Below are 14,847 nucleotides of genomic sequence, written 5' to 3' on the forward strand. Positions count from 1 at the left end.
GCGCTACTGTCGGACGCTGCATCTGAATCGTTACGAGAGATTTTCAGTGGGATTTTAGCGTTGCATCGTTGCTTTTATTTTACCCGGATCTCACGCATCCAGGTTATACCGAGAGGAGGGCGAAAATGCCTGATTTATCCACCACCTATATGGGTTTGGCCCTGTCCAACCCCCTGATTGTCGCCAGCAGCAGCCTGACGGGCAGTGTCGACGGGGTCAAGCGCTGCGCGAACGCGGGCGCGGGCGCTGTGGTGCTCAAGTCCCTGTTTGAAGAGCAGATTGAAGCCGAAACCGCCGCCCTGAGCGGTTATGCCGACTATGCCGGGCATACCGAGGCCAGTGAATATCTGCAAGGCTATGGCGCCGAGTTGGGGCCGCAGGAATATCTCCGCTTGGTCGAAGATGCCAAGCGGGCGGTGCCGGTGCCGGTTATCGCCAGCCTCAACTGCCACACGGACAAGGGCTGGGCGGATTATGCCCGCAAGCTTGAAGCAGCCGGTGCCGATGCCCTCGAACTCAACATCGCACTCCTGCCCGCTACCGTTAGTCAACCGGCCAGTGCCGTGGAGGAGCTTTATCTGCGTATTGTCCACGACGTCAAGTCGCGGGTCCGGATTCCCGTGGCGGTTAAAATCGGCCCTTATTTTTCATCCTTGGCGCATTTCGCCAGGAAGCTGTGCAGCGATGTGATGGAAGGCCGCGAATTCAGTGTAGGCTGGTGCGGGCCCGGCAGCACCACGAAAAACACTCGCTGGCGTGGAGCCGATGCCCTGGTGCTGTTCAATCGGTATTATCAGTTCGATATCGATATTGAAAAAATGAGCACAACCGCAGGCAACCCCTACAGCACCTCGGCCGAACTGCACACCCCCCTGCGCTGGATGTCCCTGCTCGCCGGGCGGGTCGACGCTCATCTCGCCGCCACCACGGGTATCCACGACGGCAGGGACGCCGTCAAGCAACTGCTCGCCGGGGCCGATGTGCTGCAACTCTGCTCGACACTCTATAGCAACGGCCTGGGTCGCATCGACGAGATCCTGCGCGAAATCAGCGCCTGGATGCAGGAGCGCGGGTTCGAGCGCTTGGACGATTTTCGCGGTCGTCTCAGCCAAAAGCGCAGCGACCAGCCCGAAGACCATGAACGCCTGCAGTACATCAAGCTTTTTGTCGGCATTGAATAGGCGTTGAGCCTTCCTGTACGGCCAAGGCGCGTTGGCGGTTCTCGTAAGCCGTGCCGGCGATGCTCATCAAGCGTTGCTGGTTGAAAGACGTAAGTCCCCGAAAATAATGGATCAGCTCCTGTTCCCGTGCGTCGATTTCGACGATCATTTGTGCTCCTCCTTGTCTGGATGCGTTGAGCAAGGGCTCAGCAAGACCCGCGCCAGAGAAGAAAAACGGCCTTGAGACAACAAGATAGCCGATGCGGGGCGGCTGGAGATACTTTCCCCCTGGGCGCATCTGTCACCCTGAGACGTCATCGGGCCGGGCGTGTGCGGCCGAGGTGCAGCGCATAGGAGGACGGGGCGCGGCTCAGGAGGGGATTGGGCGGCTGTCGTCGATTGGTTACAGGTAGGTGCGGGCACCCATGAAGGTGCGCTGGAAATAACTGTTGGAAAGGCGCTCCACGCGCACGTGCTGGCCGCTGCGCGGCGCATGGATGAAACGGTCGTCGCCGATGTAGATACCGACGTGGGAGACCTGATTGGGACGATTGGTGGCAAAAAACACCAGATCGCCTTTTTGCAGGCGACTGCGGGGGACGGGGCGGCCGGCGGCGAACTGGTTGGCGGAGACGCGCGGCAGATCCAGGCCGTTGAGGCGATAACACACCAGAGTCAGGCCACTGCAATCAAAACCGCCCTGCGCGGAAGTGCCGCCCCAACGATAGGGCACGCCGATGAACTGGTGGGCGGTGCGCACCAGTTCGGCGCGCAGATCCCCTTGGCCGCTGCGACGAATCTGCGCCGCGGAGTAATCGCTCGGCAGGACGATGAAAAAATCCTCGACCAGTCCCTGGACCTGCATCTGCCGGGCCTGTTCGCGGGCCGCCTGGTAGCTGGCGTGGTTGCCGAAGCGCACCTTGTAGAGACCGTCTTCGAGAAAGTAAAAAGCGTCGATGCCCCGGCGGTTGAGGCCGGCTTCGAGGCGTGCGGCATTGTCGATGGAGGCAAAGGCGCCCACCTGCACGGCATACCCCATCTCATGCAGGGCCTGCGGCACGCCGGTCTGGACCGGGATCAAATCGGCGAGGGCATCGGGTTGCGGCGCGCGCGTACTCGTGCAACCGGTGATGAGCAGGCTCAGCAGCAGCCCCAGGATGCCGAAGGTTCTTAGATACATGATGGATTTTCCGTGTGAATCGCTCGCTGAATTCCAACCTTTCTAGCATCATCCCTGAAAATTCTCAACCACCGCGCTGTTTAAACATCCGTTTCAGCCCCCTCAAAAAAAATGCCGGCCCGTTTCCGGGCCGGCCCACAGGATGTGGAGGCAGAGGTCGTGCGGGGGGATGTCGAGACGTTTAGAAGATGACCTGGGCTTGGAGGCGCAAGATGTTGTCGTCGCGGTTGTCGCGCAGATCGTCCTTGTGGATGGTGTAGTCGGCCTGGATCTTGGCGCGGTGCTTTTTGTAATAATAGCCGGCGGCGATCTGGAACTGGTTCTGGTCGAACTTGGTCAGGGCCTGGGCGTCGGTGGAGTCGACGGCCGAGTAGCGCAGGGCGAGTTCGAAGGTCTCGGGGACGATCTGGTAGCCGGCTTGGAGGTAGTAGCCGTCGGCGTCCCAGTCGGAGGCTCCGTCGGGATCGATGTTGGCGAAGTAGTATTCGGCTGCGGTCGAGAGTCCCATCCACTTGAAGTGGGCATTGAGGGTGGCGGTCCACACATCGACATCGTTGGAATTTGTAAAATTAATTAAATTGCCATCGTCGTCCATACGATAGATGTTGTTCACATTGACACCGTTGGACAACAGGCCACTATTGACGCTGTTTCTGTCCGCAGCACTCAAGGACGTGGTCGCGATGGAGGCGCCGAGGTTGAGCAGGGGCTTGGTTTCGTTGAAGCTCGGTTCGTCCATGGCGAAGCGGCCCAAGGGGTTGATGTCGACGCGCAGGGCCCAGAGGTGGTTGTTCTCGGGATTGGAGCGGTTCTCGCCGTTGCCGTTGAACACCCCGGCCATGTACTCGACCAGGTTGTCGGAAAAGGCGCCCTTGGCCAGGATGCCGCGGTCGCGGCCGAGGTTGAAGAACCCGTCGGCCAGGGAGCGGTCGACGAACATCTGGCTGCCCGAGGAGGTGAGCTGCTGGCGGCTGGTGGGGGCCTTGAACTGACCGGCCTGTAGGCTCAGCTCGTCCATGAACTTGTAGCCGAGCACGGCGTCCTTGAGGGAAGAGCCGCCCCCGCCGCCGAAATCGTGCTGCCACTGGTAATAGAGGTTGGGATTGTAGACGTTACCGCGCATGGAGACGCGCATACGCTGGATGTTGAAGTTGCTGCTGTTTTCGGCACCCGGTTCATCCTTGTCGGTGTAGGTGTAGCGCACCTGCAGGCGGCCGCCGAGGTGGGCGGTGTAATTGCCGTCGCGGCTCTCGACCGTGATACCGCGGCCCGGGCGATAGTAAGCCAAATCGTTTTTCTTGACCGCTTCCTGGTAGTCCTCGGCGGAGATGATGCCTTTGTCTCTGAGAATTTCCTCCAGGGTTTTGGCCTCGGCGGGCAGGCCGAAGCTCAGGGTGGTGGCCGCGATCAGGGCCGCGACAAACGTCTTCTTCATGGGTGGTCCTCCTGTTGACTTGCTGAAATAAAGCCGCTATGCGGCGTCGGCAAAACAGAGCGGATTTAATCCGCCTGATGTTGGGCTGGGGTTAGGGCTCTTTGAGATTTTGATGAGTGTTTCACGTCGCTGCTATTTGTCGTGCATGGTCCAGGGGTCGAGGCCGCAACTGGGGCGATTGCGGCGCAGCAGTCGCGAGAGAAACAGGGCGCAGTCGTCGAAATCCTCGGAGCGACACAGGTCGCGGCATTTGCGCGCATCGAGGGGCAGGGTTGAAAAGGACGCCTTGCAAGTGCATGTCACATCGCACAGGAAGGGGCAGTCAGGGCTTAGGCTTACTTCAAGGGGGGCCGGGTCGTTGAGACTGAGGGCAAGCATTTTTAATCCTCCGAAATTCACTGTTGAACTTGCGCAAGAGTGCCGGAGAGATGTTATGGGATTGTTTGGGAAAAATATGGATTCAGTTTAATTGATCAGAATCTTGAGCTTGCGGTCGAAGGCCGCCTCGAACAAGTCGCTTTTGCTCTCGCCGCCGTAGACTTCCACAGACAGATCCTCGGCGCCGCTCAGGCGGATGCGCAGTTCGCGTGCGTCGAGCCCGCATTCGATGCTTTTAACCATCCGGTTGCGGCGGCGATCAAGGCCGTCGGCCAGGCGCAGAATACCACCCAGACGTTTAATGGTCCGTTGATCCTCCGCCGTGAGGCCCTGAAGATTGTCATGGCTTTTCTTGGGGAGGGCGCGCCGGTGGTAGCGTGCCACGTTGGCGATGATTTCCTGCTCGCGGGGACTGAAGCCGAACAGGCTGGCATGGCGGATGAGATGGTAGCTATGCTTATGGTGGCGGGCGTAGTTGATGAAATAGCCGATGTCGTGCAGCAGGGCGGCGGCTTCGAGCAGGTGGCGGTGGCGCGGCAGCAGATGGAAATCGGGAGCGAGGGCGTCGAAAATGTTCAACGCCAGTTGCGCCACCTGGTCAGCGTGGTCTTCATTGAAATGGCAGGAGCGGGCGAATTTCAAAACCGTTGAGCGCCAATCGGCGGCGGGCGTCTCGCGTGAGGCCAGGCCGTGCTTTTCCAGACTGCGCAGAATCAGGCCGTGGCGGATCCCGCGTTCGTTTATCTTGAGAATGTTGGTGCCGAAGCGGCGCATGATTTCATCCACCACTGTCATGCCGGCGACGATGATGTCGGCCCGCTCCGGAGCCAGGCCCGGCACGGCGCGGCGTTCGCTTAGAGGCTTGCGCGCCAGCATGGCGAGCAGATGGACGACTTCCGAGCGCAGCACGTCGTAGCCCTGAACGCTGCTGAACTGTTCGCGCCGCTGCGCCATGACCATGGCGGCGATGGTTGTCATCGCCCCCCCCGAGCCGATCAGGCACTGGATACCCCCATCTTGGTCGGAGAGACTCTTTTTTAAGGCAGCGCGGATATATTTGCGCAAGCGCTTATGTTGCTCTGGGCTGATGGGGTCCTTGGGCAGAAACTTTTCGGTGAGGACCACGGCGCCCAGTTCCAGGGAAAAGATATCCTCGATGTGGGCTCCCATGGTGGAGACGATTTCCGCGCTGCCTCCGCCGATGTCGACCAGAGCGTAGCGCAGGTTTTCCATCTCAAAACTGCTACGCGCGCTGAGAAAGGCCAGCTCGGCCTCTTCCTCGCCGGAAATGATTTCGATGTCCAGACCCAGATCCTGTTTGACAGCTGCGACGAAGGCCCGCCCGTTGTGTGCCTGGCGCACCGCACTGGTGGCTACCGCTTCCACGGCCGCAACCCCATAGCCTTGCTGAATTTTGCTCATGCGCGCCAAGGCTTCGCAGGCGCGCGCCCAGGCCGCGGGGGATATCTCGCCGCTCTGTGTAAGCCCTTCGCCGAGGCGCACCGTGGCTTTTTCATCATCGAGAACCTGGAATTCGCCACCGGGGCGCGCCTCCACCACGATGGAGCGAATCGAGTTGGTACCAATATCGATGGCGGCCAGGCGCCGGTTCTCGGACTGGGGTGCGGTCGCAGCGTCCTGGGCGTCGCCGTCCTGCAACGCTTGTTTGGTCTTTTTTATGGCAATGGGTCTCAATGCTGACATGGATATCCTTAGCGGCTCAGGCTCAGTGAGAGGTCAGGGTTGCCGGGTCGGTGTAGAATTCCCCTTTGGCCAGCAGCCACAGAAAACGTGCGCCCTGTTCCTCGGCTTGGGGTTCCCATTCGAGGGCCAGAACGCCGCCCTTGCTCAAGGAAAAGGCTTCGGACACTTTCAGCAGCGCACCGCCGATTTCGCCCAAATCAGGTTCATGGCCGACGCAGGCCAGGGAGTTGACCCCGGGATGGCGGGCGAGCAGCTTGCGCAACTGCGCGAGGCTAAAGCCGGGAGCGAGCAATTCATCAACGGGCAGCAGCCCTTTAAAGCTCAGCGCATCGGCAAGGATTTCCGCAGTTTGCACCGCGCGCACCAAGGGGCTTGAGACGATGACTTCCGGAGCCATGCCTTTTTTTCTCAGGCTTGCGGCCGCGCTGCGGAAGCGCTCGCGGCCTTCGGGGGTCAGATAGCGATTCTCCTCGGGGATGTCGAATGATCTTTCCACGGCCTTGGCATGCCGGACGAGAAACAGCTGCATGAAAACACCTCCGCAATCGATACCCAATGGCGTTTCGGCTTTTCTTTCTAGGATAATAACATTTTGTTGGGAACCTGTGAGGGCCGGGCGGGAAAAAACGCAGAAGCGCCGCCTGCGCGCGGGCAGGCGGCGGGAAATGCTCAGAAGTTCAGGCGCAAGCCGAAAGTGAGATTGTGCGTGGCATAATCCATCTCGTTACGCACCCCTGCCACGTCGGTAAAGGTTGCATCCAGGGTGGCGAAATAGCGATACCCGAGATCCAGGCTCAGGTGTCGGCCCACGGGCAGACCCACCCCGCCTCCGACTTGATAGGCAAAGCGGGTGTCGCTGTCGTCGCTGAAACTGGGGTTGTCGAACACCAGGCGCGCGGCGCCCAGGCCCCCGCCGAAAAAGGGCACGAAGATGCTGTCGGTCTGGATGTCGATCCAAGTGTTGGCCATCAGGCTGGTGACCTTCATCTCTCCGCCGGCTGAGCGAAAACCCGCGCCTTGCTCAACCATGTCCACATCGTTTTGGCGCGCCGCCACCTCGAGTTCAATGCGCCCGGTGATGTTGTCATATTTGCTGAAATAGTGTCCGGTGTTGTAGCCCAGGGCGAGACCTGCATGGCCCCCCCAGTCGAACTCAACGATGAGGCGGCGGTCACCTTGCGTGGAGCGCAGGGCGGAATCTTCCAGATACTGGGTGCCGGCAAAGGCGCCGAGGTAAAAACCGGTCTGGGCCAGGGCCGGTGTGGCGATGAGTGCCAGGGCCAGGATCAGGGATGCGGTAAAAACGCGCTGTCTCAAAGAAGCCTCCATCTGCGGGTTGATTGTGGACACACAGTAACTGTTTCAGCAGGTAGCGCAGGCCGCGGTGGCACTGTCCGACGTTATATCTGAATAGTTACCAACAAACAAAATAAAAGTAGGTGTTTGGCCTGTTGCTGTCAACGGCAAATCACGGTTGTGCTATATTTGACAGGATCGAAATTCAAATGGTAACCGTTCAGCATGCACCGCAGGGTACGGCGGCATCGCGTGCGGCAAAAACGCACCTGCGGCTCAAACATTTGCCGCAGCACTCAACCGCCGCACCCTGGGGTACTCTCGGACGTTGCCGCTGAATAGTGACATCAAATGTTCCCCAAATTGTCAGTGCGGAGGTATTGAGATGGGAAGCTGCCAGAAAGGCAAGTCCGAAACCGATCCCCATCCGGGCGCCTACAAATGCAAGAAATGTGGTGCAGTGTCGGAAAAGGATAAACACTTGTGCGACGCCAAAAAGATCAAAGGGTCAGACAAGGAAAAGAAGAAAAAAAAGAAATGATCCGGGGTTAGAGACCGAAGCGGCGCAGTGTTTCAGCTGGTGCCTGATCAAAGTGAGAAAACTCCAGGGAGTAGCTGCCCCTTCCCTTGGTTGCGCTGCGCAGTTCGGTCATGTAGCCGAACATCTCGACCAGGGGAACCTTGGCGCGGATGACATCGGTGTCGCCGCGTGACAGCATCCCCTCCACCTGGCCGCGTTTCTGCGGCAAGGCGCCAAGAACCTTGCCGGTGTAATCGGCGGGTGCCGTCAATTCCAGGGCCATGACCGGCTCTAGAAGGGTCGGGGCGGCTTCACGGGCGGCGCGGGAGAAGCCGCGCTGAGCGGCGGCGCGCAGACCCAGTTCGGTCGTGTGTCCGGCCACCAGGGGCGCCTCTTCGACAAGGATGCGCACATCCGTGAGGGGATAGCCCGTTCGCACTCCCCCACGGCAGGCTTGCCGCAAGCTGTCCTCAACCAGGGTGCGCCAAGGGGCGGGCAGGGCCTCGGCCACGCCGGGAGCAAAGGCGATTTCCAGCCCGCTGTTGCGCGCCAGGGGTTCCAGAAGCAGCAGCACCTCGCCCTGATGGCGGCGGCCGTCGATCTCGCGATCAAAGATTTCGTGATGACGGCGGCTGCGGGTGAGGGTCTCGCGGAAGACCACCTGGGGGCGTCCGGTCTTGACCTCTACCCCGAAGTCGCGTGCCAGGCGATCGACGACCACCTCCAGGTGCAATTCACCCATGCCGGTAAGGATGGTCTGGCCCGTTTCGGCGTCTTCGCGCACGCGAAAGGTCGGATCTTCCCATTGCAGCTTTTCCAGGGCCGGAATCAGGCGCTCGCGGTCGTCCACGGCGCGTGCCTCCACCGCCACCGAAACAACCGGTTCGGGCAGGGTCAGTCCGGCGAGCAGCAGTGGGCGCTCAGGGCGGCACAGGGTGTCGCCGGTGAGCACATCTTTGAGACCGGTGGCGGCGACGATGTCGCCGGCGCGCGCCTCGTCGATGCGCTCGCGCTTATGGGCATGCATGAGAAACAGCCGGGCCAGGCGGTCCTCGCCGCCGCGGGTGCTGTTGAGCAGGACATCGCCTGAGACGATGCGTCCCGAGTAGAGGCGCAGATAAGTCAGCTTGCGTCCCTCGTCGGAGAGGACTTTGAAGGCCAGGGCGCACAACGGACCCAGGGGGTCGCAGGGCAGTTCGATCCTGTTCTCCGTGTCTGGTTCCCGGGCTTCGACGGGAGGTGTTTCCAGGGGCGAGGGCAGATATTCGATTACGCCGTCGAGCAAGGGCTGAATGCCTTTATTGCGCAGGGCTGAGCCGAGAAAGGTCGGGTACAGGCGACAGGCGAGGGTGCCGCGGCGCAACGCGGTGCGAACCCGCTCCAGGGAGGGCGCACGTCCCTCAACAAAGTCCGCCATGACCTCGTCGTCGAAATCGGCGGCGGCCTCGATAGCCCTGTCACGCGCCGCCCGGGCGGCGGCGGCCAATTCATCAGGAATGGGCCGGCGTGTAACTTCGGCTCCTTGATCGTCTTCGGAAAAGCTCAGCGCCTCCTGCGCAAGAACATCGATGACCCCGCGAAAGGCTCCTTCCACCCCCCAGGGCAATTGCAGGAGTATCGCCCGCGCCGCCAGCTTGTCACCGATTTGCCGCACAACCGCGTCGACATCGGCGCCGACCCGGTCGAGCTTGTTGATGAGGCAGATGCGCGGCACCCTGTAGCGATCCGCCTGGCGCCATACGGATTCACTTTGCGGCTGCACCCCTTCCACAGCACTGAAAATCGCCACCGCTCCGTCCAGTACGCGCAATGAGCGTTCGACCTCAATGGTGAAGTCGATGTGCCCGGGAGTATCGATGAGATTGAGCCAGTGGTCGCGCCAACGACAGGCCGTGCTGGTGGCGGTAATGGTAATCCCGCGCTCCTGCTCCTGGGGCATCCAGTCCATCACCGCGGTTCCCTCGTGAACTTCGCCGAGCTTGTGGGTTTCGCCGGTGTAGAACAGGATGCGTTCGGAAACGGTGGTTTTTCCCGCATCGATGTGCGAGATGATGCCGAGGTTGCGGATGCGCGAGAGTTCCGGTGCCTTCATGGACGCCTCAAAAAAGCAAAAACTGCAATGATGCTCAGGAGATTTGCTTGATTATAGCGAAACCTGCGGGTTCGGCAAGCTATCCGGAATACTGAGGTTAGAAGGCAAAGGAAATGCGTTGCCCATCGAAGGCGAATTCGACCCCGGAGGGCAGGTTTTGCGAATCGCGATGATGGTCGATATCGTGGCTCAGATGGGTGAGGATGATGCGTTTGACCTGCATCTCCTTCATGGCGGCCACGGCCTGGGGAATGTTGAAGTGGGTATTGTGCGGGCGGAAACGCAACCCGTCGATAATGGCCGTATGTACGCCTGCGAGCAGCGGGCGCGATGTTTCGGGAATGGCGCTGCAATCCGTCAGATAGGCGAAGGGGCCGACACGGAACCCCAGGGACCTGCCTTCGCCGTGCTGGAGGGGAACGGGGGCAATGGGCAGCCCGCACAGACTGACGGGGCCGCTGATAACCTGTGGGTTGAGGCGCGGGCGATAGCCGGGCGCGAGATTGTCGTCGAAAATGTAGGCGAACACGCGCTGAATGCCGGCGATGGTCTCCGCGTCGCCGAAAATCGGGATTGCCGGGCCGCCCTTCATGTTGAAGGCGCGCAAGTCGTCGATGCCGTTGACATGGTCGGCGTGGGTGTGGGTATAGAGGACCGCGTCGAGGTGATCTATGCCCTCGCGCAGGGCCTGCTGGCGCAGATCCGTGGCGCTGTCGATGAGAATGTTGCAATCACCGGTGCGCAGCAGCAGGCTGCAGCGGGTGCGTTGGTTTTCGGCGATGTTTGAGGTGCACACCGCGCAGGAGCACCCCAGGGTCGGCACCCCTGTCGAGGTGCCCGAGCCGAGAACGATGATGTCAAGATGCCTGGTATTCACGGATGGGGTTGTCCGTTGCCCGTTGTTCACTTTCAGACTTTAAACGCGCCGATTTCTTCCTTGAGGGTGGCGGCGTGGCTGGAGAGGCTTTCGACGACCTGGTCGAGTTCCTGGGTGCGGGCCACATTGCTCTCGGCGATTTCGCGCATGCTTACCACGGCCTGCACCACCTGGTGGCTGCGTTCGCTCTGGGCGCGCGTTGCGTCGTTGATATTTTCAATCATGCCGCGAATTTTTTCCATGTTCTGCGAAATCTGACGGCTGCCCACGGTTTGTTCGCTGGTGCCGGCCTTGACCCGCGCCGCGATCTCGCGCATGTCCTCGGCGGTGGTGTTGAGGTGGCGGATGCCGTGGCTGTGCTGCTTGATGGCGGCGGCAATCTGCATGAGGGTGTCAGTGTTGATGTTGACCGCCTTGGTGATCTGCTGGCTGCCGCGCGCCTGTTCCTGGGTGGCCCGCACGATGCCTCGCACCTCCTCGGAAGATTTGAGGGTGCTGAGGCGGATTTTTTCCAGAGCCTCGCCGGCCACCTGGGCGCGCTCCGCTTCCTGGCGCACCTTTTCGTTGCCGGTGGTCATGGTCTCCACCGCCTCGCGGGTGCCGGCCTGCAGGTTGTTGATGATGGCGGCGATTTCGCGGGTCGACACGGCAGTGCGCTCGGCGAGTTCGCCGATTTCGTCGGCCACTACGGCAAAGCCGCGGCCGTGCTGACCGGCCTGGGCGGCGATGATCGCGGCATTGAGGGCAAGCAGTCCGGTCTGGTCGGCGACCTCGTCGATGACCGTAAGGATCTTGCCGATGGCGTTGGACTGGTTGCCCAGATCCTGAATCACCGCCGTTGCCCGCTCGATGGTTTCGCACAGTGCCTGAATGCCGGCGATACTGTCATCCACCGCCTGCTTGCCGCGCCCCGTTTCCTGCACCGCCTCCTGCGAGAAGCTGTTGGTGCGTTCGGCGGCCTGCTCGATTTCCTTGATGGCGGCATCAAGTTCGGTGACCGAGGCGGCCGTCTCCTGAGTCGAGCCCGAGAGGTTGGTCAGGCTGTCGGTGATCTGCTGGCTGGAGGTTGACATTTCATTGAGCGCGCTGATCAGATCCTCCACTTTGGCGAACACCGACTCCATCTGTCCGGCAATTTCCTCGGTGGTGGAGCTAACCTGCAAAGTGGCCGAGGAACTGCCTTCGGCGGCCAGCAGCAGGCTGGAGAGATTTTCGGCGATGCCGGCCACGGTGGCATCAATGTTCTGCAGGGCCTGGTGCGACTCTTCCAGGGATTGCGACTGCTGGAGCGTACCCTTGTTGACGGCCTGCGAGGTCATGCGGATTTTCTCGGTGGCGCCGCCCAACTCATCACGCACCCTGAGGGTGCGCCGCACGGTTTCGCGCAGGCGCGCGAGAAAACGATTGAAGTTCTCAGCCAGCAGTCCCACTTCGTCGCCGCTGCGCACCTCCAGGCTGCGCGTCAGATCGGCTTCGCCCTCTGCGATTTCGCGCAGGTTGCCGACCACCAGGGCCAGGGGGCGAACGATGCCGCGGCTGATGGCGACGCCGACTAGAATGGCGATAATGCCGACCCCGCCCATGGTGGCGAGCACCAGATGTTGGAGATTCTGACGGGCCGCGATCATCTCCGAGCGGTCGATGGCGATGACCATGCCTTCTGCGTGGCCATCCTCAGCGGGGAAGCGAATGTGGCTGGCGATGTAGGGCGTCTCGCCGCGCTCCAGGTGCCAGATATCCTGCTCGCGCATTTCCTCGAAAGGCAGGTCGCGAAAGCTTGCGGCGGACGACCAGGCGCGGGTGCTGTCCGTGTGCTGATAGAAGCTGACCTCGGCACCGCTGAGGGTCTGCATGTGTTCGGCATAGCGCTGGTCGAGAAACACCGCGCCGACCAGATAGGCGAGAGGGCGGCGATGGTAACGGATGGGCACGATGGCGATCACGGCCAGCTGGTCTTCCAGCGTCGCGATCCCGCTGGCCTCGCCGTGCTCCTGGGCTTGCAGCAATAGCGGCAGATCGGTGGCTGGAGATATGGGCAGATGAGCGAAATGCTCCGCGGCGAGGCGGCGCATAACCTGGCCCTCCAGGCTCACCACCTGCACCAGGTCGAGCTGAAAGAGATTGATGGCGTCTTCCAGGGCGGTGCCCAGTTCAAACATTTCCTCTGGGGATGGGGCGTAGAGGATGGAGTTGATCAGATCCACGTCGCGTGCGAGCATGTGGATATAATTGCCCGTTTCGCGACGACTGTCCTCCATGCTTTCCTGGATGAAGCGTGCCGACTCATTGAGGCGGGTCTGCAGGTTGCGATCGATGAGTTTTTCCATGGAGGAAGACACGATCATCAGGGCCAGCGCCAGTGGAATAACCGAGAGACCGATCAGGGCGATGAGGATTTTCGTCCGCAGCTTAAGATTTTTTATCATGGGCCAACCCGCCTCAAATTTAAGATGATGAAGGAAATGGTGAAATCCTAGCATTTATTAATGTCGCGGGCAATCCCTTTAATTTTTCCCCTCTTTACTTTCGCCGGGGTTTGTCCAAGAATGGCGGCATGGCCAAGGATTGCAAAGGAAAAACAGCTCAGGAAGAACAGCCCAACACCCTGTGCCGGCGTTGTGTGCGCACCTGTCGGCAGAGCGAGAAAGTGCTGTTGCTGGACTGCCCACGCTTTGTGGCGCGGCCCTTCAAGGTCGAAAAGCCGCCCGGCAAGCAGATGGAGCTTTTCGGCAAGAAATAGATTCGGTTATTTGAGTGGAAGTAACAGGCCCGTATGCACCGCAGGGCAGAGCGATTGGGCAAACAAAAAAGCGAACCTCAAGGGGTTCGCTTTTTTGCGTCAGGAATGCTGTTGCGCGAGAAAATCCGCGATCAGGTGGGTAAATTTTTCCGGCTCGACGAGAAAGGAGTCGTGGCCGTAATCCGAGTCGATGAGGTGATAGCCTACCGGTTTGCCCAGCTTTTCCAGGGTGCGCACGGCTTCCTCGGTCTGGTAGGGCGGGTAGAGCCAGTCCGAGGTGAAGGCGAACCACAGGGACGGGCACTGCATGAGATTCAGGGCCTCGTCCAGAGAATCGAAGTTCCACGCGGTGTCGTAGAGATCCAGGGCCTTGGCCAGGTAAAGAAAACTGTTGGTGTCGAAGCGCGCGGGAAAATTGTAGCCGTTGTATTCGAGATAGCGCTCGATCTCGAATTTGCCGAAAAAGTCGAACTGCCCATCGCGCGCCGAAAAGCGGCGCCCGAACTTCATGTGCATGGAGGCGTCGGAGAGAAAGGATATGTGCCCCACGGCGCGCGCCAGGGCGAGCCCGTCGGCGGGCGGATGTTCCGCTCGGTAGTTGCCTTTCTTCCACAGCGGGTCATTGAAGACGGCTTGGCGCGCCACGGCATTGAGGGCGATGGCCATGGGCGAAGTGCGCGCGGTTCCAGCGATAGGCACGATGGAGCGCACCCTGTCCGGGTAGAGGATGCTCCATTCCACCGCCTGCATGGCACCCATGCTGCCGCCGAGGGCGCAAAGCAGAGACGGCAGGCCGAGATGGTCGATGAGCAATTTCTGCGCACGCACCATGTCGCGCACCATGAGCACCGGAAAGCTCAGGCGATAGGGCTTGCCGGTACGCGGGTTGATGCTGGCGGGGCCGGTGGATCCCTTGCACGAGCCGATGACGTTGGAGCAGAGGATGAAATAGCGGTCGGTGTCGAGGACCTTGCCGGGGCCGATCATGTCGTCCCACCAGCCGGGCTTGCGGTCATCGGGATGATGGCGGCCGGCGGCATGGGCATCGCCGGTCCAGGCATGGCAGACCAGAATCGCGTTGTCGCGCGCGGCGTTGAGGCTGCCGTAGGTTTCGTAGGCGAGGGTGATGGGGCCGAGCACCCGGCCGCTTTCGAGCTGCAGTTCGGTGTCGAAGGTGATCTGCTGTGTTGTGACGATGCCGACGGATGAGGTCAATGTCCAACCCTTTGCTGGCGAAAAACCAAAGGCCCCTTCCCATGGAGGATGAGAAGGGGCCGTCGGAATACGTGCAAGCAGGTATCGTCGGGCTCCGTCCTCATCTTCCCCGCTTCGGCGATGGGCCTCGGCGAGCAGGAGTTAGCACCTGACACCGCCCGTCGCCTTGGCGACGGATGACCGGTTGCTGTGGCTTCAAAGGGCCTTTCCCTCCACCACTCTTGATAAAGACGACGCGCTGTTTTTTTGT

The 14,847-nt window shown here is 60.7% G+C and carries 13 protein-coding genes and 1 riboswitch; of the genes, 2 read left to right on the forward strand and 11 right to left on the reverse strand.

Translation table 11 applies throughout. The annotated features are described in order from the left end of the window. Positions 1–125 precede the first annotated feature (125 nt). Complete coding sequence (locus GFER_RS04255) at positions 126–1,181, forward strand: dihydroorotate dehydrogenase-like protein (RefSeq protein ID WP_040096356.1); 1,056 nt, start codon at positions 126–128, stop codon at positions 1,179–1,181. On the opposite strand, the gene GFER_RS18880 is transcribed toward GFER_RS04255, so the two are convergent. The 10 genes from GFER_RS18880 to GFER_RS04300 form a co-directional block, all read right to left on the reverse strand. Then, the gene (locus GFER_RS18880; protein ID WP_153304551.1) at positions 1,156–1,329 is read right to left on the reverse strand and encodes a hypothetical protein; all 174 of its coding nucleotides are present in this window, start codon (positions 1,327–1,329) and stop codon (positions 1,156–1,158) included. The two genes, GFER_RS04255 and GFER_RS18880, sit on opposite strands and share 26 nt — an antisense overlap. Positions 1,330–1,563: 234 nt before the next feature. Further along, a complete protein-coding gene (locus tag GFER_RS04260; protein ID WP_074669502.1) occupies positions 1,564–2,340 on the reverse strand; it encodes a C40 family peptidase in 777 nt (258 codons plus the stop codon). A 181-nt stretch (positions 2,341–2,521) separates the two neighbouring features. Further along, positions 2,522–3,775: a porin gene (locus tag GFER_RS04265; protein ID WP_052445945.1), complete on the reverse strand. Its 1,254-nt coding sequence runs from the start codon at positions 3,773–3,775 to the stop codon at positions 2,522–2,524. A 132-nt stretch (positions 3,776–3,907) separates the two neighbouring features. Further along, positions 3,908–4,153, reverse strand: coding sequence for a hypothetical protein (locus GFER_RS04270; protein WP_040096358.1), 246 nt, complete (start codon positions 4,151–4,153; stop codon positions 3,908–3,910). Positions 4,154–4,240: 87 nt separating this feature from the next. Then, positions 4,241–5,857: a Ppx/GppA phosphatase family protein gene (locus GFER_RS04275; RefSeq protein WP_082047834.1), complete on the reverse strand. Its 1,617-nt coding sequence runs from the start codon at positions 5,855–5,857 to the stop codon at positions 4,241–4,243. Between the two features lie 22 nt (positions 5,858–5,879). Further along, positions 5,880–6,386: a SixA phosphatase family protein gene (locus GFER_RS04280; protein WP_040096361.1), complete on the reverse strand. Its 507-nt coding sequence runs from the start codon at positions 6,384–6,386 to the stop codon at positions 5,880–5,882. Positions 6,387–6,526: 140 nt separating this feature from the next. Beyond that, positions 6,527–7,174 carry an outer membrane protein gene (locus GFER_RS17465; protein ID WP_052445946.1) on the reverse strand — a complete coding sequence of 216 codons (648 nt, stop codon included), beginning with the start codon at positions 7,172–7,174 and terminating at the stop codon, positions 6,527–6,529. A 527-nt stretch (positions 7,175–7,701) separates the two neighbouring features. Then, a complete protein-coding gene (gene fusA / locus GFER_RS04290; protein ID WP_040096363.1) occupies positions 7,702–9,765 on the reverse strand; it encodes an elongation factor G in 2,064 nt (687 codons plus the stop codon). Positions 9,766–9,862: 97 nt separating this feature from the next. After that, entirely contained in the window at positions 9,863–10,642 is a 780-nt protein-coding gene (locus tag GFER_RS04295; RefSeq protein WP_040096365.1) for a GPMC system MBL fold metallohydrolase, read from the reverse strand. A 32-nt stretch (positions 10,643–10,674) separates the two neighbouring features. Continuing rightward, complete coding sequence (locus GFER_RS04300; RefSeq protein WP_040096367.1) at positions 10,675–13,068, reverse strand: methyl-accepting chemotaxis protein; 2,394 nt, start codon at positions 13,066–13,068, stop codon at positions 10,675–10,677. Between the two features lie 128 nt (positions 13,069–13,196). Between GFER_RS04300 and GFER_RS04305 the strand changes: the two genes are divergently transcribed. Further along, the gene (locus GFER_RS04305) at positions 13,197–13,382 is read left to right on the forward strand and encodes a hypothetical protein (protein ID WP_040096369.1); all 186 of its coding nucleotides are present in this window, start codon (positions 13,197–13,199) and stop codon (positions 13,380–13,382) included. Positions 13,383–13,481: 99 nt separating this feature from the next. On the opposite strand, the gene metX is transcribed toward GFER_RS04305, so the two are convergent. Further along, a complete protein-coding gene (gene metX, locus GFER_RS04310; RefSeq protein WP_040096372.1) occupies positions 13,482–14,597 on the reverse strand; it encodes a homoserine O-acetyltransferase MetX in 1,116 nt (371 codons plus the stop codon). 97 nt (positions 14,598–14,694) lie between these two features. Continuing rightward, positions 14,695–14,828: riboswitch (SAM riboswitch) on the reverse strand. Between the last annotated feature and the right edge of the window lie 19 nt (positions 14,829–14,847).

Source organism: Geoalkalibacter ferrihydriticus DSM 17813 (assembly GCF_000820505.1).
GTDB lineage: Bacteria > Desulfobacterota > Desulfuromonadia > Desulfuromonadales > Geoalkalibacteraceae > Geoalkalibacter > Geoalkalibacter ferrihydriticus.